The 23689-nt window shown below is 69.5% G+C and carries 19 protein-coding genes and 1 pseudogene; 7 read left to right on the top strand and 13 right to left on the bottom strand.

The window, feature by feature from the left end; genetic code table 11:
* Positions 1–18 precede the first annotated feature (18 nt).
* The 6 genes from FH608_RS19060 to FH608_RS19085 all read right to left on the bottom strand — a co-directional run bounded on the left by FH608_RS19060 (position 19) and on the right by FH608_RS19085 (position 7341).
* Positions 19–987 (bottom strand): sugar kinase, encoded by a 969-nt coding sequence (locus FH608_RS19060; RefSeq protein ID WP_139631880.1) that lies wholly within the window; start codon positions 985–987, stop codon positions 19–21.
* The gene (locus tag FH608_RS19065; RefSeq protein WP_139631881.1) at positions 980–1624 is read right to left on the bottom strand and encodes a bifunctional 4-hydroxy-2-oxoglutarate aldolase/2-dehydro-3-deoxy-phosphogluconate aldolase; all 645 of its coding nucleotides are present in this window, start codon (positions 1622–1624) and stop codon (positions 980–982) included. Before FH608_RS19065 ends, FH608_RS19060 begins: the two co-directional genes overlap by 8 nt.
* The gene (locus tag FH608_RS19070; RefSeq protein WP_226899674.1) at positions 1621–3972 is read right to left on the bottom strand and encodes a beta-galactosidase; all 2352 of its coding nucleotides are present in this window, start codon (positions 3970–3972) and stop codon (positions 1621–1623) included. Before FH608_RS19070 ends, FH608_RS19065 begins: the two co-directional genes overlap by 4 nt.
* 164 nt (positions 3973–4136) lie before the next feature.
* Positions 4137–5027, bottom strand: coding sequence for a carbohydrate ABC transporter permease (locus FH608_RS19075; protein WP_226899675.1), 891 nt, complete (start codon positions 5025–5027; stop codon positions 4137–4139).
* Positions 5024–5977 carry a carbohydrate ABC transporter permease gene (locus FH608_RS19080; protein WP_226899676.1) on the bottom strand — a complete coding sequence of 318 codons (954 nt, stop codon included), beginning with the start codon at positions 5975–5977 and terminating at the stop codon, positions 5024–5026. Before FH608_RS19080 ends, FH608_RS19075 begins: the two co-directional genes overlap by 4 nt.
* Complete coding sequence (locus tag FH608_RS19085; RefSeq protein ID WP_139631882.1) at positions 5977–7341, bottom strand: ABC transporter substrate-binding protein; 1365 nt, start codon at positions 7339–7341, stop codon at positions 5977–5979. Before FH608_RS19085 ends, FH608_RS19080 begins: the two co-directional genes overlap by 1 nt.
* 1159 nt (positions 7342–8500) lie before the next feature.
* On the opposite strand from FH608_RS19085, the gene FH608_RS19090 reads away from it, so the two are divergent.
* From FH608_RS19090 to FH608_RS19100, 3 genes are all read left to right on the top strand, one after another.
* Positions 8501–8719 carry a cellulose binding domain-containing protein gene (locus FH608_RS19090; RefSeq protein WP_226899677.1) on the top strand — a complete coding sequence of 73 codons (219 nt, stop codon included), beginning with the start codon at positions 8501–8503 and terminating at the stop codon, positions 8717–8719.
* A 141-nt stretch (positions 8720–8860) separates the two neighbouring features.
* Entirely contained in the window at positions 8861–10504 is a 1644-nt protein-coding gene (locus FH608_RS19095) for a right-handed parallel beta-helix repeat-containing protein (RefSeq protein ID WP_226899678.1), read from the top strand.
* 23 nt (positions 10505–10527) lie between these two features.
* Positions 10528–12810, top strand: a complete 2283-nt coding sequence (locus FH608_RS19100) for a family 43 glycosylhydrolase (protein ID WP_226899679.1) — start codon at positions 10528–10530, stop codon at positions 12808–12810.
* Between the two features lie 189 nt (positions 12811–12999).
* Here FH608_RS19100 and FH608_RS19110 read toward each other — a convergent pair.
* Positions 13000–14853: pseudogene (locus tag FH608_RS19110) on the bottom strand (DHA2 family efflux MFS transporter permease subunit); the annotation flags it as partial.
* 365 nt (positions 14854–15218) lie between these two features.
* Between FH608_RS19110 and FH608_RS19115 the strand changes: the two are divergent.
* On the top strand, positions 15219–15908 hold the full coding sequence (locus FH608_RS19115) for an MBL fold metallo-hydrolase (RefSeq protein WP_139631883.1): 690 nt from the start codon (positions 15219–15221) through the stop codon (positions 15906–15908).
* Positions 15909–16198: 290 nt separating this feature from the next.
* Here the strand turns inward: FH608_RS19115 and FH608_RS19120 are convergent, their stop codons facing one another.
* Positions 16199–16624: a MarR family winged helix-turn-helix transcriptional regulator gene (locus FH608_RS19120; protein WP_193318503.1), complete on the bottom strand. Its 426-nt coding sequence runs from the start codon at positions 16622–16624 to the stop codon at positions 16199–16201.
* Positions 16625–16678: 54 nt separating this feature from the next.
* On the opposite strand from FH608_RS19120, the gene FH608_RS19125 reads away from it, so the two are divergent.
* Entirely contained in the window at positions 16679–17197 is a 519-nt protein-coding gene (locus tag FH608_RS19125; RefSeq protein ID WP_226899680.1) for a YceI family protein, read from the top strand.
* A 689-nt stretch (positions 17198–17886) separates the two neighbouring features.
* Here FH608_RS19125 and FH608_RS19130 read toward each other — a convergent pair.
* On the bottom strand, positions 17887–18069 hold the full coding sequence (locus FH608_RS19130) for an MFS transporter (protein ID WP_139631886.1): 183 nt from the start codon (positions 18067–18069) through the stop codon (positions 17887–17889).
* A 283-nt stretch (positions 18070–18352) separates the two neighbouring features.
* Between FH608_RS19130 and FH608_RS19135 the strand changes: the two genes are divergently transcribed.
* Positions 18353–19579: an MFS transporter gene (locus tag FH608_RS19135; protein ID WP_139631887.1), complete on the top strand. Its 1227-nt coding sequence runs from the start codon at positions 18353–18355 to the stop codon at positions 19577–19579.
* Between the two features lie 95 nt (positions 19580–19674).
* Here FH608_RS19135 and FH608_RS19140 read toward each other — a convergent pair whose 3' ends face one another.
* Positions 19675–20370 carry an MOSC domain-containing protein gene (locus tag FH608_RS19140; protein ID WP_226899681.1) on the bottom strand — a complete coding sequence of 232 codons (696 nt, stop codon included), beginning with the start codon at positions 20368–20370 and terminating at the stop codon, positions 19675–19677.
* Between the two features lie 229 nt (positions 20371–20599).
* Positions 20600–21163 (bottom strand): ArsR/SmtB family transcription factor, encoded by a 564-nt coding sequence (locus FH608_RS19145; RefSeq protein ID WP_139631888.1) that lies wholly within the window; start codon positions 21161–21163, stop codon positions 20600–20602.
* 79 nt (positions 21164–21242) lie between these two features.
* Here FH608_RS19145 and FH608_RS19150 point away from each other — a divergent pair, with 79 nt between their 5' ends.
* Positions 21243–22697, top strand: a complete 1455-nt coding sequence (locus tag FH608_RS19150) for an alpha/beta hydrolase family protein (protein WP_139631889.1) — start codon at positions 21243–21245, stop codon at positions 22695–22697.
* 410 nt (positions 22698–23107) lie between these two features.
* Here FH608_RS19150 and FH608_RS19155 read toward each other — a convergent pair whose 3' ends face one another.
* Positions 23108–23275: a hypothetical protein gene (locus FH608_RS19155; protein WP_226899682.1), complete on the bottom strand. Its 168-nt coding sequence runs from the start codon at positions 23273–23275 to the stop codon at positions 23108–23110.
* Positions 23276–23298: 23 nt separating this feature from the next.
* Positions 23299–23667, bottom strand: coding sequence for an NADPH-dependent F420 reductase (locus FH608_RS19160; protein WP_226899683.1), 369 nt, complete (start codon positions 23665–23667; stop codon positions 23299–23301).
* Between the last annotated feature and the right edge of the window lie 22 nt (positions 23668–23689).

Below are 23689 nucleotides of genomic sequence, written 5' to 3' on the forward strand. Positions count from 1 at the left end.
GACGATCAAGGCCGGCCGTCAACGGGCCACACCGTCACCCGCCGCGAGAAGGTCCAGCTCGCGCCGCCGCGGCAGCCCCTCCCAATCACCCCACGTCGCCACGGCGAACGCCCCGCACGTCACGCCGCGCCCCGCGCGGCCGGCCAGGTCGAGCCCGTCCAGCCGCCCGGACAGGTAGCCCGCGACGAAGGCGTCGCCCGCCCCGACCGGGTCCACCTCGCTGACCTCGCGGGCAGGCACCCGCAGCACCACGTTCCCGTCGGTGACGTACGCACCCTCGCGCCCCAGCTTGATGACGACCTCGCGCGGCCCCAGATCCAGCAACAGCCGGGCCAGCACGCCAGGATCGTTCGCGTCCGCCTGCGCCGCCGATGCTCGGTTCGCGAGGAGCCGCGCTTCCTCCAGGCCGGCGAACACCACCTCCGCCCGGCCGACGAGTCGCCGCAGCACCTCACCGGCCTGTTCGGGCGGCCACAGCAGGGCGCGGTAGTTGACGTCGAAGCTGACCGGCACGCCCGCTTGCTCGGCGACCGCCAGCGCTCGCTCCACCGCGGCCGCGGGTTCGGGGCCGAGCGCCGGGGTGATCCCCGTCAGATGCAGCACGTCCGCCGAGACGATCGCCTCGGTGGCGACGTCGCCGGGAGAGAGCCGCACCCCGGCCCCTTCCCTGCGGTGGTAGGCGACCACCACCCGATCGGCGGTGCGCCGGTAACGCGTCATCTGCCCGGTGGGCCGGTCGCCGTCGCGCGCCGTACGGGAGACGTCGACGCCCTCGCCCCGCATCGAGGTCAGGATCATGTCCGCTGCCGCGTCCCGGCCGAGCCGCCCCAACCAGGTGGCGCGGTGCCCCAGCCTGGCCACCCCGATCGCGACGGTCGCCTCCGCGCCGGCGTACGACAGCATGGCCGCGGCACCGGGTGACGGCGTGCCGATGCCGGACACCCGCGTCACCGCCATGACCTCGCCCAAGGTGACCAGCTCACCCATCCGAGCCCCTCCGCCCGACGATCTCGACCAGCCGCTTGGCGCGGGCGGCCAGCGCTGCCGTGTCACCGTCCGCGCACGCGTCGCCCAACAGCGGCGAGCCCATCCCCACAGCGCGTACCCCGGCCTGCAGGTAGCCGGGTACATCCTCGATGCGGATGCCCCCGGTCGGCACGAGCGGGATCTGCGGCAACGGGGCCCGCACGTCCTTGACGTAGCCGGGGCCGCCCGCCGCCCCTGCGGGAAAGACCTTGACCAGGGCGGCCCCTTGCGACCACGCCTGCACGATCTCCGTCGGCGTGAACGCACCCGGGAGGACGGGGACGCCGAGTCGCCGCGCTTCCCCGATCACCTCGGGCAGCACAGCAGGTGTGATCAGGTAACCGGCGCCCGCGTCCACGGCCTGGCGCGCCGAGGCTGCGTCGAGCACGGTGCCTGCCCCGACCGCTACTCCCTGGAGCCCGCCTCCGGTCGCCCATCGGATGGCCTCGGCCGCGCCGGGGGTCGTCATGGTGATCTCCATCGCGCGGACGCCGGTGTCGGCAAGGGTCTCCAGCGCGGAGTTGAGGTGGCGGGAGCCGGCGGCTCTGATGATGGCGATGACGGGCAGAGCGGCCAGCGCCTCGTCCAGTGTCGTCACAGCTCGTCCTCGATGACCACAGTGCGGGGCACCGGGATGAGGTCGACCGAGCGCAGTTCCAGGACGGAGCCGCCGGGATAGGCCATTGGCCGCACCTCGGGGGAGAGGAACACGGGGGCGTCCTCGCTCAGTGGCAGCAGCCTCACCTCGAGCCCGTGCTCCAGAATCTCCTCACGGAAGCGCCGCAGCCCGATCTCCCAGGCCGGGCCGTACCAGAACTGGTCGGCCACCAGGCGGCCGCCGATGTAGGCGCGGCCCACATCGCCGATCCAGTCCAACCGCAGCAGCACCTCTTCGTCGCCCGTGAAAGCCTCTCGGGGAATGGTGATGCGGTACACGGCGGCTTGGTCGAAGTCCGCGTCGGTGGGCGCGGAGGCCCGCCCGGACGCGGGATCGATCACCGGTTGCCGTGCCGGGCCCGCCTGCCTGACCTGCTCCACCTTCGCCTCGGGCGCCTGACCGGCAGCGACAGGCGCCGGCAGCAGGCCGAACACGCCGTCGGTCCGCGTCGCGGACGCCGGGGCGGGGAAGATCCGTACGTCGGAGGAGCCCTGGCCGTAGACCACCAGGCGGCCTTCCTCGATCACTACGGGCCGCTCGCTCAGGACCAGCCGATGAGCCCCCCACAGCCGTCCCCGAGCCGCGGTCAGGGCGCGGGCGGCGTCCAGTACCAGGACGGCCGCGCGGGCGCCGGAGGCGTCGCGCATCCGCAGCAGGCAATCGGAGCCCGGTGCGAGATCAGTGAGCACAAGACGGTCCCCGTCGTGTTCCACCGTCGCGGGACCCTCGACCTCGGCGACGGTGGCGGCGTCGAAGACGAGCTCCACCGGGATGCCGGCGGTCTGGCAGAAGACGTGCACCGGCTCGTCGGCGTCCAGCACTCCCATGGGCTGTGCGGTGGCGCTCAGCAGCAGGCTGCCGCCGACCGGGCGGGCGAGCGGCCAGACGAAATACGCGCCAGAGGGCACCGTCACCGGCTCGCGGGGGACGACGAGTTCGCGACCGCCCAACTCGACCGTGAACTCCACCTCCTCGTGGGCGGGCAGTGTCTCGACCGGTTGGTGGTTGTTGACGAACAAGAATCCCGAACGACCGTCGGAGCGCACGCACCAGCGCAGCGTCTTCCGGTCGGCCGTGTCGTCGGGGGCGTCCGGCGGCATCACCAGCGTCATGGTGGCCAGGTCCGGTCCGTCGCCGGCCAGCCACAGATGCTGCAGCCGCAGATGGTGGAAGGAGTCGCGGAACTGCCCGTACTCGCCGAGTGGCGCCTGGAAGTCGTAACTGATCACCGGGCAGTCGTTGGGGTAGCCGGTGGCGTGCGACTCCTGCAGGGTGGACAGCGCGCCGATCTTCTGGGACGCCCCGTGGTACATGTAGTAGCCCTGCCAAACCGACCCGCTGCCCAGCTTCACCAGCCCCAGCGCGGCGATGTCGGGGGCCTCGATGATCGGCCGGCGGTGGTAGGAGGTGTACATCCCGCTGCCGAGCTCGCAGGTGGCGAACGGGTAGCGGGCCAGGTGGCTCTCGTCCGAGCCGGTCACCTCGGTGGTGCGCAGGTCCGAGCCGATGGAGTCGTCGTCCCGGCCGGGGCCGAAGAAGTAGTGGGCCCGGCTCTGCTGCGGCCAGCCGTCATCGGCGGTGTCCCACGCGGCCTCCGGATACCCGCCGAACAGCGGGATCACTTCATCCGGCGGCAACTGCGCGTGCCCCCACCCGGTCGCCGTCCACAGCGGCGCGTCGATGCCCGCCGCCTGGGCGATGCGCTTCAGCGTGACGAGATGATCCGGCTGGTCGTACAGCTCGTTTTCCACCTGCACCGCCACCACCGGACCCCCGTGCTTGCGGGTCAGGCCGGCGAGCCGGCTGCCGATCTGCTCGAACAGCGGCCAGACCAGCTCGATGTAGCGGGGATCGTCGGTCCGTGGCACGCAGCCGGCCTCCAGCACCCAGTCCGGGAAGCCGCCGTTGCGCGACTCCCCGTGCCCCCACGGCCCGATCCGCACCACCACATCGAGCCCCAGCTCGGCACAGGTGGTCACGAAACGGCTCAGGTCGCGGTCGCCGCTCCAGTCGAAGATTCCGCGCCGCTCCTCGTGCAGGTTCCAGAAGACGTACGTGGCGACGACCGTCACCCCGCCCGCTCGCACCTTCAGCAGCTCTTCCCGCCACTCGGACGCGGGGTAGCGGCCGTAGTGGAACTCTCCCATGATCGGGAACCACGGTTCGCCCCTCCGGCTCAAGTACCGGGAGTTCACGGTGATCGCGTCGGGCCGGTGGGGCAGATCGCCCAGCCGCAGATGGCCTTCCACGGGAGGGGGAATCTGGCTCGGGATGTCGAGTCGTCGCACAGCTGCACCTTTCCTTCAGGCCACACAATGGGTGCACAGTACTATGACTATGGAAAAAAATACTACTAGTTCATGTGGGCCGGTGGCCGGTGCAGGGTGGTCCACAGAGCCGAACGACAGGGTCGTGGTACTGGTTCGGTGCGCGGAGGTCATTCGTGGGCTTGCTAACCCTTCAAGCCCGAACTGACCACGCCGCGGATGAAGTACCGCTGGGCGAACAGGAAGATCGCCAGAACGGGCATTACGTAGAGGGCGGCGGCCGCCGCCTGCACCGTGGCGTCGGGGTTGCCGTGCGGGTCGAGGTAGAACGCGGAGATGGCCACGGACAGCGTGGTCTGGTCGGGGTCGAGGAACAGCGCCGGTGCGATGTAGTCGCCCCAGGTCCAGGTGAACGAGAGCACGAAGGAGGTCAACAGCACCGGCCGGGACAGCGGCAGGAAGATCTGCAGGAAGATGCGGCCGTACCCGCAGCCGTCGATGATCGCCGCGTCCTCGAGTTCAGCTGGGATGGCCGCGAAGAACTGGCGGAACATGAACACCAGGAAGGGTGAGGCGGCCAGGCCCCACACCACCCACGGCCAGTACGTGTTGACCAGCCCGGCTCGGGCGAACATCACGTACGTCGGGATCAGGGTCAGAATCTGCGGCAGCATCATGGTGGACAGCAACAGGACGAACAGCGGGCGTTTGCCGCGCCCGCGCAGGCGAGCGAAGCCGAACCCGACTGCCGCGCTGGAGAACGTCACCAGGATCGCGAACAGGAACGACAGGAACAGCGAGTTCCCCAGGTACGCCGGGAAGTTGATCTCGGTGAGAGCCTGGGTGAAGTTCTCCCACCGCGGTGTCTCGGGCAGGATCTTCGCCGGTATCGCCACCCACTCCGCCTTGGTCTTCAACGCGGCCAGCACGAGCCAGACGAATGGCCCGGCGAACAGCATGGCGAGCGTGATCAGCAGTAAGTAGGCGCCGGCCGTCCTGGCGGGCCGCCGACGGCGCCGGGTCGGCCGCCGCGGGCTGACGGTGGGCGCTGCGATGGTGGTCTTCGTCATGGTCATCGGTCGGCCTCGCTGTCGACCGTGTAGTGGACCCAGAGCCTGCTGGTCCGCTGCACCAAGAGCGTGATGGCCAGGATGACCAGGAAGAACACCCACAGCATCGCGGAGCCGTAGCCGTAGCGGTTGTTAGCGAAGAATTCCTGATAGACCTGAACCATGTAGAGATGTGTGCTTTCTGGCACCTCGGCCACCCTGCCGACCTGGTTCGTCTGGGCCAGCAGCAGCGGCTGGATGATGATCTGAAGGGCGGCGATGATGCCGGTCACCACCTGGAAGAGGAGGACCGGCGAAATCATCGGTACGGTGATGTGGCGGAACACGTGCCAGCGGTTGGCGCCGTCCACGAGCGCCGCCTCCTCCAGTTCGGCCGGAACTCCCTGCAGTGCAGCAAGCGTGATCACCATCCCGCCGCCGAGCCCCCACAGGGTGAGAATGATCAGCGCGTAGAACGCGTACGGGTCGACCAGCCAGGCGATCGGGCCGACGCTGATCTTCTCGAGGATGGTGTTGAGGATGCCGGCGTCCCGGTTGAAGATGAGTTTCCACATGATCGCCATTGCGACGACCGGGACCACCGACGGCAGGAAGAAGATCGTCCGGAACAGGCCGACCGCCTTCAGCCGCTGGTTGAGCAGCACTGCCAGAGCGAGCCCGCCGATCACTGTGAGAGGCACCGCGATCGCGGTGAACGCGAGCGTCCGGACCAGGCTGTCGATGGCCGCCGTGTCACTCATGAGCTCGACGTAGTTTCGCAGGCCCACCCAGCGCCAGCGCTCGCTGACGCCGTTGAAGTTGGTCAGGCTGACCGCGAACGCATAGCCGAGCGGCAGCGCGGTGAGCAGCGCGAAACCGAGGACCCAGGGCGAGACGAACAGATAGAACGTCCGGCTGGGGTACCGCTTCCAGCCGCGCCGCCCGCGCCTCACCCTTTCCGGTGCGATGGCGGCCACTAGCCGATCTGCTCCTTGCCCTGCCTCAGCAGCTTGTTGACCTCATCGGTGATCGCCTTGCCGGCGGCCTCGACGGTGATCTCCTTCTTGACGGCCCGCTGAAGGTGCTTGTCGAGCACGGGGTTCCAGGCGCCGGCGGCACCGATGTACGGAGAGTCGGGCAGTTGGCCGGCGTACTGGAGTTCGGCCTGCTGGGTCTCGTACGCCTGCTTCTGGTACGGCAACTGCTGCGGCATCAAGGACATCTGCGATTTCAAGGCTGGTATGCCCCAGCCGCTCTTCGCCCGTTCCTCGGACGGAGGGCCGGCCATGTAGTACTCCATGAGCTTCCACGCCTCGTCCTTGTGCTGGGCCTTCGCGGGGATGAACGCACCCCAGCCGACGTAGGTGGGGCTGATCCGCTTGTCCCCCATCACCGGGGCGGGCGCCATCGCGACGTTGTTCTTGATCTCGTCGGATTCTTCGACGAAGTTGCCGCCGAACCAGTAACCGTCCTGGGTGATCGCCATGCGCCTGGCGAGGAAGAGTGACAGGTCGGCACCGTCGGGCGCCGGGTCGAGCGGGGTGGGCCCCACGCCCGCCTGGGCGAAGTCGACGTACCACTTCAGCGCTCGCAGAGCCTCCGGCGTGGTCATGTCGGTCTCGGTCAGGTCCGCGTTGTACAGCCGGCCACCCTGCTGCAGGATCATCGTCGAGATCGGCGCCCACAGGTTCCAGGCCCACTCCACGCCGAGGCCGTAGACCTGGGTCTTGCCACCGCTCTTCTTGGTCAGCTTCTTCGCGATCTCCAACAGCTCGTCGTACGAGACCGGCTCGGTCGTACTCAGTGGTTCTATCTTCGCTTCCTCGAAAAGCGCTCGGTTGTACCAGAGCGTGGCGTCCTGGCTCCAGTCCTTGACGATTCCGTAGAAGGGGCCCTGGCCGATGCGCCTGCCGTCCCACCGGAAGCTGTCGTTGACCGGCAGCAGGTGCTCCTTCCTCAACACGCTGCTCTTGTCCAGGTACGGGTCCAGCGCGGTGGCCAGCTCCTGCGCGTTGCCGCTCGCGCTGCCGACCGCCGCTCCGCGCACGAAGTCCGGTGCCTCGTTCGAGGCGAGCATCGCATTGAGCCGCGTGCCGTCGTACTCGATGAAGTTGATCTTTATTCCGGGGTTCCTGGACTCGAAGTCGGCGATGTGCTCCTTCGTCAGCTCGTCGCTCTTGAACATGACGGTAAGGGTTACGACCTTGCCGCCGCCGGACGTGCCGCCCGAGCGGCCCGAGCTGGCGCTGCAGGCCCCGAGCAGTGGCGTCGCCGCGGCGGCACCGACGGTCAGGGCCGAACTGGCGAGGAGGTGGCGACGGCTCATGCGTCTGTCTGACATGGGGGGTTCCCTCCGTTGGCCCGGCGGAACTCTCTGGGAGCGTTAACACTGCTGGTTCCGCCAAGCGATGCGGGGCTTGACGAGCAGGATGCCGCCACGCATCACTGATGTCAACAAAAATATGATTACTTCGCCGAACGGTATGGTCTATGGATGCGGCAGATGCTCAGCGGGAGGGGGATTGGCCTGGTCGAAGGCCATGCCGCCCCCCTGGTTTGCTGCTGCGGCCCGTCCCGACTAACAGGCCTGGAGCAACCACGCCCCCACTCAGCTGCGCTCTCGTCGGTCCGGACAGGCGCGCGCCGGTGGTGAAGGAGGCCCCGGCGCCGCCAGGGAGGCGAACCTCGGCAGCGCCCTCTCGGGGGAGTCGACCAGTACTATGACTCAGGGAGAAAAGTACTACTAGCTGTGTGCCGAGGGCAGGGCTGCGCGTAGGTCGACGTGAAAGTTTCAGGTGCGATCCGCCCGCCACCCCGGAAGCTCCATTGATGTTCGAGGTCGGGCCAGGGGCTCGGAAATTGAGGCCTTGACGGTCCGATGTTCACGCTCTTACCCTCGCAGTCGTTATATCGATTTAAAACTCCGACACTCCAGGAGTTCCTCGATGAATCCCGCCCGATTAGCTCTCACAGTCGCGGCTTCCCGGTGTTCGCGCTCCCGGCCACCCCCTGCGCCCGCCCGGGCCGCGGATCAGCGGGCAGCGCCTGGATCATGACCAGGTCGCCACGACGATCGTCCGAAGTCTCTCTGAAATGGGATTTCGCCAGATCGGAGTGACATGCCGAAAACCGACTCCCGTCTCTGTCGCGAAGCCCGCCCAACGTCACGGTGACCGGCGGCACGAACTGCCTCGCCGCCGCCGGTCTGCCCCGCCGCGGATTCGCCATCACTCCGAAGAGGTTTCGGGAGCGCTCCCATGCGTCCTTAAGTGAATCGTTTTATAACACGCAGGATCAACGCCGAGAGTGGATGAGCCCTCGCATGACCCCCCGAACGAGGAGCGCCTCATCGTCCTGACCCCCCATTTCCGGTTCGACTTCGCCGACGTCCATCACGCCGATCGCTCCAGGGACGTCTCCGAAATCATCACCCGTACGCCGGCGCTGAACACCGCCGGCTCACCGCCTGGCACGATCCCCGGATCAAGGCCACGATCCCGATGTCGTGCGTCGACACGGCAACCCCGGCAGCACGGTCCGGGTGGACCGTCCGGTGGACTCTGGCCAGTGGCCAGGCCATCAGCCGGCTGTGGAACGGCACGCTGAGCACCAGCGGCACAGCCGTATCGGTTCGCAATGCCTCCTACAACGGCTGTGGCCGCCCATGTCTCAATCACGTTCGGCGTCATGGCGTCGGGCGCCGTCGACGCCCTCGCTGACCGAGACCACCCCGCAGCGGGGATGTCTCCAACCTCTGACGGAGTTCCATGATGAAACACTGGAGGACGGCGGCGCACGCCGTCTCGGTCGCAATCGCCGTGGTGAGTCCCACCGCGCTGGTCGCGACTGCCGGTCACGCGGTGGCCGGCGCCGTCTACTATGTCGCGCCGAACGGCAGCGACAGCGCCGCGGGAACGCAGGCCGCGCCGTTCGCCTCGATTGCCCGTGCGCAGGCCGCTGCCCAGCCCGGAGACACGGTCTACCTCCGAGGCGGCACCTACGCCTACACCAGGGCGAACAGCACCTGCTCAAGCCAGACCGCCCGAGTCGATGCGATCACCCTGAACAAGAGCGGTAGTCCCGGCAACCTGATCCGCTACTGGGCCTACCCCGGGGAGAAGCCTGTCTTCGACTTCTCCCGCATGACGGACAACTGCCGGATCAAGGGATTCAGCGTCACAGGCAGCTACATCCACCTGAAGGGCCTGGAAGCCAGGGGCGTACCGCAGAACAACGACCTGAACGCCGAGTCCTGGGGGATCTGGGTCTCGGGCAGCAACAACACCTTCGAGATGATCAACACGCATCACCACATGGGAACCGGCCTGTTCATCAGTGGCGGGGGCGGCAACCTGGTTCTCAACTCCGATTCGCATGACAACTACGACCTGAACAGCTCGGACGGGCCCGGCGAGAACGCCGATGGTTTCGGCTCCCACTACACGCCGGCCGGCCGTCCCGCCAACGTGTTCCGGGGGTGCCGCGCATGGTGGAACGCCGATGACGGTTACGACCTCATCTCCACCTACTCGCCCGTGACCATCGAGAACTCGTGGTCCTGGCGCAACGGCTACCAGCCGGGGACGACGACGCCCTCGGGCAACGGCGTCGGCTTCAAGGTGGGCGGCTTCGGCGGCGAGTACGACGCCGGCGCGGTGAAGCACACCGTCCGCTTCTCGGTGGCGTTCCTCAACAAGGCGGCGGGCTTCTATTCCAACCACCACCCGGTGGCCAACGATTACTTCGACAACACCAGCTACGGAAACCACCCCGACTTCAACATGCTGGGAATCGACTCGAGCGGCGCCGCCGTCGGCCGGGGCACCCTGCGCAACAACATCGCCTACACGGGCACGCTGACGTCGAACATGACCGGAACCAGCTCCGCACATAACTCATGGGACCTCGGCGTCACCCTCTCGGACTCCCAGTTCCAGAGCGTGTCGACCTCCGGCTGGGATGCACCCCGCCGGACGGACGGTGGCCTGCCCACGCTGCCGCACCTCCGCCTTGCCGCCGACAGCGCCCTGATCGACAAGGGCATCAACGTCGGCCTCCCGTACACCGGGCAGGCTCCCGACCTCGGCGCCTTCGAGCGGCCCGGGGACACGCCGCCGGCGGGGCAGCGTTACGAGGCGGAGTCCGCGCCGGCGGTGTGTCAGGGCACGATCGACGCGAATTGGGCTGGTTTCTCCGGTGCTGGTTTCTGCAACGGCGACAATGCGGTCGGCGCCTACGCCCAGTTCACGGTGAACGCGCCTCCGGGTGGTACGGCGGCGCTCGGGATCCGGTTCGCCAACGGTGCCGGCGGTGCCAGGGCCGCCAACCTGGTCGTCAACGGGTCCACGGTGGCCACGGTGTCGTTCGAGTCCACCGGCGCCTGGTCGACGTGGGCCACCAGGACCGTGAACGTCCCGCTGAACGCCGGCGGCAACACCATCCGGTTGGACCCGACCACCACAGCCGGACTGCCCAACCTCGACTACCTCGACGCCAACGCGTAGAACGACGGACGAAAGGCAGCACCATGATCGGTACCTTACGGAGAACCGGGCTCGTCGCCGCGGCATGGCTGGTCATGTCGGTGGCGGCAGCCGGTGCCACCCCGGCGGCCGCCGAACCCCTGGCGGCTCCCGACGCGCACTACTCAGCCGCGGACTACACCGCCGGTTCGTGGGCGGCTTACACGTCGGCCAGGGACACGCTCGCCCAACGCGGAGCCGACGCCACTGCCCGCGAGAGACTCCAGCAGGCCACTGATGGCCTGGTCATGGTTCGGGGCCTGAAGGATCTGGTCGCCGACTACAAGACCCGTGCCGCCGGCACGTACACGGGCGGCTCCTGGTCGCCCTTCGCCGAGGCGCTGGCCAAGGCGGACGGCGTCGCCGCCGACGCGTCGGCGACCGCGTCGGACGTCGCCGCCGCCAAGACGGCGCTGGTGACCGCAGCCGGCAACCTGGTGGCGGCCGACGAGGGGACGTTCCAGACCATCACCAACGATGTCTTCTGGAACGACACGAGCGGCAACCCCATCTATTCGCAGGGCGGAGGTGTCTTCAAGTTCGGTGACACCTACTACTGGTACGGCGTGCATTACACCGGCGCCGAGCTCTACCGAGCCAATCCGACCAGGAAGTACGACGGCGACGTCTCGTTCGTCTCCATCCCCGTTTACTCGTCGAAGGACCTGGTGAACTGGAAGTTCGAGAACAATGTCGCCACCAGGTCGACAAGCCTGGCTAACGGGGCCACCCTCGGCCAGGCCGGCTGGGTGGGACGCCTTGGCGTCTCCTACAACGAGAACACCGGCAAGTACGTGCTCGTCGTCCAGGTGTATCTCCCGTCGCTCGGCGGGGACGGCAACGGGGTGCTGTTCCTGCGGGGCGACTCGCCGACCGACACCTTCGACTACGGCTACTACCAGAACCAGGTCGTCAACTCGCCGACGACGGGCACCGGGGACCAGACCGTCTTCACCGACGACGACGGCAGGGATTACCTGATCTTCTCCAACCGGTCAGGGCGTTCCCGCGCCTTCGTCGCCAAACTGCGAGAGTCCGACTCGCTACGGATCGAGCCCGCGGTGCAGATCGGCTACAACTCCGCCGGGCGTGAAGGCAACGCCATGTTCAAGCTCGACGGCAAGTACTACCACGCGGCGTCGGACCTGCACGGCTGGAACGCCTCGGTCGCGCACGTCATCGAATCGACCTCCAGCAACATTCAGGGCACCTACACGAGCGAGTACACGATGGCCGGTACCGAGATGGACTACAGCCACGTGACACAGACCGGATTCTTCGTCACGGTCAAGGGCACCAAACAGACCACCGCCATCTTCGCCGGCGACCGCTGGGCCGACTTCGCCTGGAACGGCATCGGCTACAACCAGTGGATGCCTGTGACCAAGTCCGGGTCGCGGCCACAGTTGAGCCCGGTGAGCCAGTGGCAGTTCAACGCCACGACCGGCGAATGGCGTGTCGGGCAGAACAACAACTACATCCTCAACCCCGATTTCCAGGCCGACCGCGTCACCGTCTCGACCCTGACCGGATGGACCAACACCGGCGGGAGCGTGACCAACGTCAGCCCCGGCGCTAACGGCAGCCGCTTCGCGCTGCAGCTTGGCTCTGGATCGGCCGGCGTGCGGCAACAGATCACCGTGCCGGCCGGCACCTACACGCTGTCCGCGTACGCCAAGACCGCCGGATCGGTCAGCGGCGCCCAGGTGTCGGTCACCGACGCCGGCGGCGCCACGCGCGCTCTCAACATCCCCTCGTCAAGCGGCTGGACCCGTCGCGAACTCGCCGGTGTCCCGCTGGCCGCCGGCACCGCCACCGTCACTGTCCGGACCAGCGGCGGAACCCTAACTGTCGACGGCCTCGCCCTCGTCAGGACGTCCGGGGACACGCCGCCGGCGGGGCAGCGTTACGAGGCGGAGTCCGCGCCGGCGGTGTGTCAGGGCACGATCGATGCGAATTGGGCTGGTTTCTCCGGTGCTGGTTTCTGCAACGGCGACAATGCGGTCGGCGCCTACGCCCAGTTCACGGTGAACGCGTCGGCGGGTGGTACGGCGGCGCTCGGGATCCGGTTCGCCAACGGTGCCGGCGGTGCCAGGGCCGCCAACCTGGTCGTCAACGGGTCCACGGTGGCGACGGTGTCGTTCGAGTCCACCGGCGCCTGGTCGACGTGGGCCAGCAAGATCGTGAACGTCCCGCTGAACGCCGGCGGCAACACCATCCGGTTGGATCCGACCACCACATCCGGACTGCCCAACCTCGACTACCTCGACATCGGCGCCGCTGTCTAGCTTGCCGCACGTCGGCGCAGGCACGCCGTTCGCCTCTGCCTGCGCCGCCCGGCAGGAAACCGGTGAGCCGTCATGCAGGCGGCGTCTGCCTGGCGGACGTGCCGGTGGTATGGCGCGACGTCGGCTGGGACATCGCCGGAATACCGCGGTAGTGCGGCCGAGCAGGATGCCGCTGATGGACAGGGATTCCTGCACGTCGGCGGACATGGTGGCGAGGTGGCTGTGGCGGCGCGCGGTGATGGTCTCGCGTTCGGCGCCCACCCGCCTGCTGACGGCGACGAACAGGGGTAGCAGGAGCAGTGAGACGATGGTCAGTCTCCAGTCCAGGGCGAGCATCGCGATCACGGTGGCCACGACGGTGGTCAGGTTGGACACCAGTGAGGTGGCGGTCGAGGTGACGGTGGCCTGCATGCCGCCGATCAGCAGGCTGAGCAGGCCGAGGCGCCGCTGCGGGATGGCCGTGTCCAGCACCTCGCGCAGCAGGAACGGGGAAGCCACCGACACCAGGGAGGACATCCCGACCAGCAGCGCGACGGTGGTGAGCGTGCTTCGGTGCGGGCGAAACAGCCGCAGAATGCGCCGGACGGGCACCGAGGAACGAACGGCGACGCCGCTCAACCAACTCGACGGTGCGTTGAGGAGGATCAGCACGCCCAGCGCTCCGGCCGCCAGGATGCCTGCCGCCCAGGCGGTGGCCGTGGTGTAGCCGTGCACGACCGCGGCCAGGTCGCCGTCGTGCGGGTGGGCGGCCAGGTAGGCGGTCGTGCCGGTGGCGGCGATGGTGCTCATCAAGGCGAGCCCGAGTGAAGCGCCGACCTGTTCGGAGGCGTTGAAGACCGCGCCGGCGACGCCGGTCTCGCGGTCGGCGACCTCCATGGTGGAAAGGTTCGCGGCGATCGGTGAAATCGTGCCGAGTCCGGCTCCGAACAGGATCAGTGCGGGCAGGATATGGGCGGCGTAGCCGCTGTTGACGCCGAGCCGGGTCAGCCAGGCCGTGCCCGCCGCCGCGAGCAGCAGCCCGGCGGACAGGAGCGGGCCGGGCCGCAGCCGGACCGTCAGCCTGCCGGCGATCACGGAGGTGATCAGCACGGCCGCGGCGAACGGCAGGAAGGCCAGGCCGGTCCGCAGCGCGGTGTAGCCGGCGACGGTCTGCAGGTAGAACGACACGAGCAGAAACATGCCGAACATGCCGATCATGACCAGGACGAAGGCGAGGTAGGCGCCGCCGCGGGTGCGGTGAGCCAGGATGCGCAGCGGCAGCAGCGGGTCGCCGACCCGGGCTTCGATCGCCACGAAGGCGAGCGTCGCGAGGAGGCCGGTGGCGAGGGCAGCCAGGGTCAGGGGGGCCGACCAGCCGTGGGTGGCGACCGAGCCGAGCCCGTACACCAGCGTCACCAGCGCGGTCGTGGACAGCACCGCGCCGAGCGGGTCCAGCCGCGGCCGCTCGGTGCTGCGGCTGTCCGCCAGCACGAGAGCGGCGCCGAGCGCGGCCGACAGGGCGAGCGGAGTGTTGAGGTACATCACCCAGTGCCAGCTCAGGTACTCCGTCAGCAGGCCGCCGAGCACCAGCCCGACGCCGGAGCCGCCGCCCATCACCACGCCGAACACCGCAAAGGCCCGGCCCCGCTCGCGCGGGTCGGGGAAGGTGGCGGCCACCAGCGACAGCGCGGTCGGGGCCAGCAACGCGCCGAAGGCGCCCTGACAGGCTCGGGCCGCCACCAGCATGGCCAGGTTCGCGGCCATGCCGCCTACGGCCGAGGCGAGGGCGAAGCCCACCAGGGCGATGAGAAAGGCGGGCTTGCGTCCGATGCGGTCGGCGATGCGCCCGCCGAGCAGGAGCAGCCCGGCGAAGGCCAGGGTATAGGCCGTGATCGGCCAGTGCCGGTCGGCGGCCGGCACGGTTAACGCCTGGCTGATCGACGGCAGCGCGACGTTCATGATCGTGACGTCGAAGACCACCATCAGCTGGCCTGAGGCGATCACAGCCAATGCCCACCACCGCCTGTTCACAGGCGTTGAGCGGGAGCTCATAGACGGTGACATGAGGTCCTCCCTTCATAGGTTTATCAGCTTGGCTGATATAGAATTATCAGCCAGGCTGATATTGTGTCAAGGATGAACCCACCACCAACCACCTGCTCTGCACTTCCAGCACCCTCCGGGCCGTCACCGGACTTGCTGACGCTGCAGATCGGCCGGGCCACGGCCGCACCCTGAACGCTCACCTGGCCGACAGGGGAGGACGGCTCCTATGTGGGGAGGGCGTCAAGGCCCAAGCCATCCCAGGGCGCATGGTGGCCGGGCCCGAGGAGCGGCAGCGCCGCCGGCTCATCCATCTCCTCAAACGCCGCACCACTGGACGCATCCTGCGACGATCGGCCATAGCCCTTCGGAAGGCGGCCTTGTCTATGCGAACCTCGCTCCAGCACCTGTCCGGCCGAGTCTGGATCCACCCCGCCGACCCGGACCCGGACATGATCCAGGGCAGTGTCGCCGTCATCGCCGACGACGCCGGCAGCACCCTGGTGGACGCCGGGCACAGCCCCGACCTCGCCCGCCACATCCGCGAGATGATCGCGCAGGCAGGCCTTCCACCCGTGCGCCGCCTGGTCTACACCCACCACCACTGGGATCACACCTGGGGCGCGTGCGCCTGGGAGAACGTCGAGATCATCGGGCACGCCCTGGGCCACGACCTGATGGCGGCCGAGGCCCTGCGCCCCTGGAGCCCCGCATACCTGCGCGAGCAGATCGCCGCCGACTCCCGGCTGGGCCCCAGCTTCCGCGCCCGCGCCCGCGCCGTCCAGGACTGGGACGTTTTCACCGTCGTCCCGGCCTCCCGCACCTTCACCGACCGGCTGACACTGACCGGCGGCATCCAGGTACGCCACCTCGGCGGCCATCACGCACCCGACTCCACCGTCGTGGCCGTCCCCGACTCCGGCGTGATGCTGCTCGGCGACTGCTTCTACCCGCCGCCTCTCCATCTGCGCCGCCCCGGCGACGGCGTCGACTCTCACCAGATCGAGGCCCTGGTCGGCGAAGGATTCGCCTGGTACGTCGACAGCCACAACCCGCCCTGGCGGCCACCTCGCTGACGTGCGGCTCCCGGTTCGGCAGCGCGCGAGCGGGATTCGCGCACCCCAGCTGAGAGGGCCCGGGAGCTCCGCGCCACCTGCGGCGCGCGCCGACCAGCCGGCCGATCGCCTGTAGGGCCGGACCGACGACCCAGCTCGTGCCCCGGCTTCGACCTCTGGTACGGACTGCGTTCGTAGGCAGTCTTGGCCGGTGACGACGAGGACGACGGTGACGACGGGGAGGCCCTGCTGCGCGTCACGTCACGAGAGCGGTCGGCGGCCCCGCCGGTCAGGGCAGTAGCCGCCGATCGTCAGCCGCTGGAGGGCCCGCCGATCGTGGTGACGCATTGCTGCAGCAGGGAGGCGAGTTGCCGACGCTGGTGGGCGTCAAGATCGGCGACCATGCGATCTTCGACGGCCTGGGCGAAAACGTCTGCCTGGCCCTTGAGCGTTTGCCCCCGCGCGGTCAGTTCGGCGCCGAGAATGCGGCCGTGCCCTGGGCGGGGGTGCATTTCCAGCAAACTGCGGCGCCCGAGCTCGGTGACGATCTTGTGCATGGTCTGCGGGGTGACGTGCAGGAGCCGCGCGAGCTCGGCCGATGAGATCCCCGGGGTGGCGGCGACGAGATTCAGCACCGTGCTCTGCTCCGGCGTGAGGTCGAGGTTGGCGAGGGCCTCGCGCAACTGGACCCGGATGAGGTGCTGCAACTGCATGAACGGCGGAAGGGGTCGGCTCATGGTTGACATGTTATCAGCTCGGCTGATAACACTGTATCAGTCGAGCTGATAACCGTGCGGAGGGCTCGCGCTGATGTTCACCATCACACGCACACCGCTTGCGACCTGCGATCGCCGCGACCGGGCCGGGGTGCCCGGAGCCACGGTCTCCCACCGAGTCGGCCGACCCGGCCCTCTCCCCAAGCAGCACCTCGACAACCAGCCGCCGACTCGATCGACACCAACAACGACATGCGCGACGACCACCTCCGCTCCGCCGACTTCCTGGAGGTGCAGACGTATCCGACCCTGACCTTCACCTCAACCGGCATCCGACGCCACGGCGAGGGCTTCCTCGTCGAGGGCGACCTCACCATCAAGGATGTGACCAGGCGGATCACGGCCGAGGTCGAGATCAGCGGTTTCACGCCCGGCCACGACGGTGTGCCGCGGGCCGGCTGCAGCGCCACCTTCGACATCGACCGCAACGACTACAACGTCACCTTCAGCAAAGTCCTGGAGACCGGCGGCGTCATGGCCGGCGACCGCGTCTCCATCCAACTCTCGATCCTGGCCATCCTCCAGCAGAGCTGAAACCCCGGGAGCCGAACCCCGCGGGAGCCACCCCACGATTCGAGCGACCGGTGAGCCAGGCTGACGTCGGCACTCCGCAGGCAACCCGAAACCAGGCGCTGAGGCGGGAACGGAGCGCTGAAGGACCGGCGTATCCAGGGAGAAGGGGCTTCGTTCCCCGGCTACCTGGTCGCCGACCTCACACCGACGTCAGCCGTGCCAGGAGGCCGTCCACGCCTGTCGGGCACTGCACCACCGCGCTCGGCGCGCCAAGCGAGGATCCTCGCTGACCCTGTGAGGAGACGGCTCGGCGATGCGGATCTCGCTCCGACGCCGGTCCAGCCTGGGACGGACGGATCGCAGGTGCGCGTGCTTCACCGTGCGGATGGTGCTCCGGGCCCGCACCGCTGCAGCGTCGTGGGTCAGTCCACGTGCTGCCGGTCGGCTACTTCGTCGGCTGGGGAGGAGGAGATGGGGGAGCCGTCCTGTCGTGCAGGAAGAGTGAGGGCGAGCACGGCGACGATGACCATCAGCAGGGCGATGGGCGGGAAGGCCTGGCCGTAACCGTCCGCCGGCGCTTGCTCGGTGCCGCCGAGGCCGCCGGACGACTCGCTGGTCAGGGCGATCAGGGTGGTAGGCCCGGCGCGCCGCCGATCTGCTTGGCGGTGTTCAACAGCCCGGAAGCGGCTCCGGCGTCGGCGCGAGCGAGATCAAAAGGGCGGGGCCGAGGACAGCCGCCGGATAGGACCCTGCGAGTTCGACGGTGCCTTGCCACCGGAATCCGGCGGCAGGAAGGCGAGTCCGGTCTGCAGCGGGCCATAGCCCAGGACGCGTTGCATGGACAGGGTCGGGAAATACCACATCGGGTTCAGGCAGGCGCCGGTCAGCAGCATCGCCAGGTTGGCCGGCCAGATCGCCCGCGGCCGCACCAGGTGGGCGGGCCGGCCAGACGCGCTTCGACCACGACGAACAGCCCCAGTTCACATCGGTTTGTGCCAGCATGCAAACCGATGTGACCGAATCGGAAAATGGTGGGCTTAGGATGGGCGTCGGCGGCCCTGGGCCGCCTGCTACTGCTCAGAGGATCCTCGCCGAGACGTCGCCCCACCCCGAGGGGCTTGAGGATCGGGCCGGTGCTCCGGTCGCGTCTCCCCGATCTGTGGGAGGTGCGCCCGGATGAACGTTCGGATCACTGCCGTCGTGCTGGCGGCGGGAGTGGCGGCCAGTACGGCCCTGGGGGAATTCATCCCGTTCCTCACCGTCGTGGGCGAGGAGTTCACGCTGCCGCCGGCCACCGTCGGCTGGCTGTCGTCGGCGATCACCGTGGTGGCCGCCGCGGCGTGCCTGCCGCTGGGTCTCTGGCTGGACCCCCGCCCCTTGCGGGGGATCTTCATGGCCGCGCTGGCAGTGCTGGGGGCGGCGGGATCGATGGCCGCCGTCACGGGCGACGCGGTGATGCTGGCCGCCCTGCGGCTGGCGCAGGCGGCCGGATACGCCGTCGTGATGATCGCGGGCCCGGGCCTGCTGGCCCGGCTGCTCACTGGCCGGGCACGGCGCGGCGCGCTGGCGCTGTGGGGGTTGTGCATCCCCGCCGGGCTGGCGCTGGCCAACACCGCCGGGGCGCTGGCCGCGGCCGCCGGATGGCGCGCCACGATCGCCGGCGTGGGCGCCCTCACCATGGGCGTGGCGGCACTGGCCGGTACGTTGCCCCGCGACGCCGCGCCAACAGTCTCGCCCGGTTTGGCACCGGCGGACGTCCAGCGCTTTCGGCCTGCACCGGCAGGCACGCCGAAGGCGGCGGTGGCAGCCCTCGCGGCCGGGTTCGCGATGATCGCCACGGTCGGGGTGTGCGTCGTCACCGTGTTACCGGCCTTCCTGACAACCGAACTGCGGCTGCCCGGCTCGACGGCGGGCCTGCTGGCCGCCGTGGTGGCCGCGGCCAGCGTGCCGGGCAGCCTGGCCGCCGGCGCCGCGCTGCGCGCCGGGACGGCTCCCGGTCGGCTGATCGGCGCGGCGCTGCTCATGGTGCCCGCCGGCGCCGGGACGTTCCTGCCCGTTCCCGCGCCTGCCCCGGTGGCGGCAGCGCTGGTGGCGCTGTGTGCGGCGGCCGTGCTGGGCCTGAACGGCCTGGCCGTCTCGGCGGTGTTCGCGGCCCTGCCCGCCGTGGCCGGTGCCCGCACCGCCTGGGCCATCGGGGCGGTGACCCAGGCCGGCAGCCTGGGCACGTTTCTCGGGCCGCCGCTCTATGTGCGCCTGGCCGACACCGGCAGCTGGAGCACGGCGTTCGCGGTGACCGCGGCACTCGTGGCCGCCGGGGTGGCGTGTGCCAAGACGGCGCAGGCCAGAGGCATCGACAGCGGCGATCGCTCCGCCCTGCGGCGTGATGCGGGCGAGCGTGACTAACCAGTCAATCCGATGCGGTCATAACGGCAAAGCAAGGGCGTGGGCCGTCATCGTCGCCGACGCCGCCCGGACGATCCGCCACGTCCTCTACCCGGTCACCGACCTCCCGGCCACGGTGGACGAGGCCCTCCGCCTCGGCGCCGAAGTGGCGCGCGCACGAATCCGACTCGCCCCACACTGACCCGGGCCCGCCACCCACGAGGTGACGTCCACCAGGTCACTGACCGCCAGCCTGCCGGGCCTGAGCACGGAGTACTTGGCGCCGAACGCCACTCCGCCCTGGCCGCCCGGCGATAGCCCGCCAGGGTACGCAGCGGCTCGGGCCCCGCCTTCCGCCCGACCATGGTGACGGCACACCGGATGGCGATCTTGGCGTACCCGAACTCGGTCTCGCCGATCCTGATCCGGTGGGCCCGGTCCTCGGTGTGGGGCTCGTCCCAGCCGTCGACGACGATGTTCGGACGGAAGTGGTTCATGGGCACCGGCGGCCCCCGGGCGGCGAGCCGCTCCTTCAGGAGGTCGAGGGTGGCGCGGGACAGGACGAACAGGGCGGTGCTGTCGGCGTAGCCGGAGGTGCCGGGCGTCCTGCCGGTGGTGACGCGGTGGTGCTCGGGCGGCACGCGGACGAGCCGGCTGTCGTGGCCGAGCACGTGCGTGAGCCAGGCGGCGGCCGGGTCACCCTGGTCGATGCCCAGGTACGGCCGCCCGAACGACTCCACCTCGCGCCGCTCGCCCGAGGTGTCGACGCGCAGGTCGAGGTCATCGATCCCGGGGCGCGCAGGGTCAGCCACTGCCCGCCGGCGCTGACGGCGGGCCGGATCGTGGCCGGCTTCGGGTCGCGCCGCTGGGTACGGAACACGCCCTGCTCGCGCACGACCGGCATGCCCGCGCAGCCCTTGATCGAGTAGGAGGTCAGCTCGACGACGGTGGCCATGGTCTCCGCATCGGTTCCCTTTCAAAACTGACCCGATATCAAGGCAGAACTTTCCGGGTGGCCGCCCCACGGCACAACGCCCGGCCTCAGTCCTCGTCCGCGGGCAGGGTGAAGAAGCGGACGTAGACGGGACGGGCGTCCGGCGGCGCCTCCTCGGCCCTGCGGCTGTAGCGCAGGAGCAGCGCGATGTACTCCTCGTAGAAGGCGTCGAGGTCCTCCCTCGTCATCCTGGCCAGCCCGCGCGAGCCTCGCGCCCAACCGGGATCGGCCCGGTAGGCGGCGGGAAAGCGCTCGAACAGGGCCCGGTCCTCCTCGTACCCGACCCGGTGGAACTCCTCCAGCACCGCCCTGTCGCCGGGCGCCACCTCGTCGGGGGTGGGCAGCCGGAGGTCCCGGGGGATCCGGGCGCGGCGCCACCACCGCTCGCGCCCCGTCGAGCGCTCGGGGATCTCCTCGATGAAGCCGTACTTCTCGAGCTGGCGCAGGTGGTAGCTGGTCGTGCCGGTCTTGGCGCCGAGCAGCTCGCCGAGGGTGGTGGAGGTGGCGGGGCCGTGCACGTTGAGGTGGGTGAGCATGCGCCGCCGCATCGGGTGGGCCAGCGCCTTGAGCCGGCCGGGGTCGTCGAGCACGAACGGCTCGTCATCCTTCATGACGATCAGGCTAGTCCTCCAGAACGATATCTGCAGACATCGCTTTGCCGACATTTCTCTGCAGACTACTCTCGGCAACATGAAACGAGCCTTCGCGGCCCTCGCCGCCGCGCTATCGCTGGTCGTGCCCCTGGGGCCCGCCGCCGCTGCCACTCCGGCCCTCGCCGCAACCCCCGCTGCGGCTGCCGCCACCGCGCCACCTTCCCTCCCGGACGGCCTGACCTCGGCCGAGGTGAGCTTCCGCGGCAGCGGGAACCTGCTGCTGCACGGCAGCGTGATCAGCCCGGCCGGCGCCAGGGACGGCCGGGCGGGCATCGTGCTGGTGCACGGCGCGGGCACCGGCACGCCCCGGGAGAAGCTGCTGGGCGAGGCCGTGGCGTTCGCTCGGCAAGGCTTGTCCGTGCTCGTCTACGACAAGCGGTCCGAGGGGTACTCGACGTTCGAGCGGTCGTACTCGGTGCTCGCGGACGACGCGCTCGGAGCCGTCGAGACGCTGCGGAGCCGGCCGGGGGTCGATCCCGGCAAGGTCGGCATCTGGGGACTCAGCGAGGGAGGGTGGGTGGCGCCGCTCGCCGCCTCCCGCTCGGCCCACATCTCCTTCGTTATCGTCGTCGGCGCCAACGCCCTGAACCCGCTGCGGCAGCAGACCTGGGCGGTGGCGGCGGGTCTGCGGAAGGCGGGGGTGAGCGGGTCGATGGTGGACCGGGCCGAGCCCACCCTCTACCGGGTGGTCGCGGACGGCGGCATGTTCCCGGAGCCGTACCACGACCCGGCGCCGGTCCTCGCGAAGGTGCGCCAGCCCGTGCTCGCCATCTGGGGGGTGCACGACCTGCTGACGCCGCCCAGGGAGACGCCGCCGATCTTCGCCGAGTCCCTCAGGGCGGGCGGGAACGACCGCTACACGTTCCGGTTCTTCGCCGGCGCCGACCACGCGGCCCACCTGACGCCCGACGGCGGGGTCACCCGGCAGCCCGAGCTGGCTCCCGGCTACCCGGAGCTGGTCGGGGCGTGGGTGGGCGAGGCCACCTCGGGGCACGCTCCCGTGGCCCAGGTGTCGGGGCCGGCTCCGGTGCAGGCCGGCGACTCCGTCGGGGTGCCGCCGACCGAGTGGTGGGAGTCCGGGTTCGTGCACCTCCTCGTGCTGGTGCTGTTCCTGGTGGGATTCGGCGGGTATCCCGTGGTGGCCCTGGTCCGGCGGTTCAGGCGTACCCGGACCGAGGTGGCGCCGGTGCGGGCCGCGCGGCTGGTCAGCACCGGCGGGCTCGCGGTGCTGGCGGGCGGGTTCTCGTACCTGTTCTACGTGCTCATGACCGGCGGGAAGCTGGCCACGCCCGGGCCGTTGCTGGCGGGTAGGCCCGTCGTCTGGCTCGCGCTCCAGGCGGTCACGGTCATGACGATTGTGGCCACCGCGGTCACGGCGATCCACTGGCGGCGCGTCACCGCCCGGGGCGAGAAGGTACGGCTCGGGCTGCTGGTCGCGGGCGGCGCGGTCTTCGTGCCGTGGGCGCTGTACTGGGGACTGCTGCTCCCCTGAAGCCCTCAGCCCGTACGGCGCAGCGTGAACCAGAAGGTGGGCGCCTCGTTCGTCCCCCGCGTGGTGTCGGCCAGCTCCCGGCCGGCGGACCTGGCACGCGCAGCTCTTCGCCGGTGACGCCGGAGATCAGGTCGTCGAACGCCTCGGGTCCGTACCCGAACATCAGCAGCCGCGCCCCGGGGACGGCGCGGCGGCTGAGCCCGGGGGCGTAGGACTCGCGGCGGTGCGGCGGGATGCCGCAGTAGCAGCTCAGATCGAAGAACAGGTCGTAGGGGCCGGGCGCGTCCAGCTCGTCGAGCCGGGTGGCGTCCCCGCACAGCCCTCGTACCGGCATGCGCGAGCAACTCCTCGCCCAACCGGCCGACCTGATCGCCGAGACCGACAAGCTCGGCGACTTCGAACGGGGCGAGCTACGAGGGAAGATCGCCGACAAGCCCGGCCTGAACCGGCTGGACCAGGCGATCGCCGACCCACAGCGTGCCCTGGCCAAGGTCCTCGATCCCGCGGCAGAACGCGCTCAGGCCGGCGGCGCTGCTGATGGCGGGCCCGATTATGGGAAGTGCGAAACCGAGCTTCATCGGCGAGTCCTTTCGGTGACCCGTCAACCGTTTGCTCGGATGGGAAGTTCGGTGATGCTGAGGGCGAAGTCCACGTTCCCCACCCCGTGGTTGGCGAGGCCCACCGTGACCACGCCCGCTCCTTCCAGCCAGTGCGCCATCTTCAGGCCGCCGACGTCCAGCGGACGCAGCCCGAGGCTCTCGATGAACGCCTCCACACTTGCTTTGGCCTGCGCATTGTCGCCGGCGATGAAGACGTCGGGCCGACCCTTCTCCAGGATATGACGGAAGATGGTGTTGAACGCCTTCACCACGCCGGCGCCGGCCGGGGCCGCCTTGGCGACTTCCTGCGCGATCGAGGTCTCCTCGCGGTGGGCTAGCGCGCGGTAAGGTCGGCGCCTAACTTGCCCCACAGTATTGGGGATCCGTCAGGCA

The sequence above is a fragment of the Nonomuraea phyllanthi genome, assembly GCF_006334985.2.
Classification (GTDB): domain Bacteria; phylum Actinomycetota; class Actinomycetes; order Streptosporangiales; family Streptosporangiaceae; genus Nonomuraea; species Nonomuraea phyllanthi.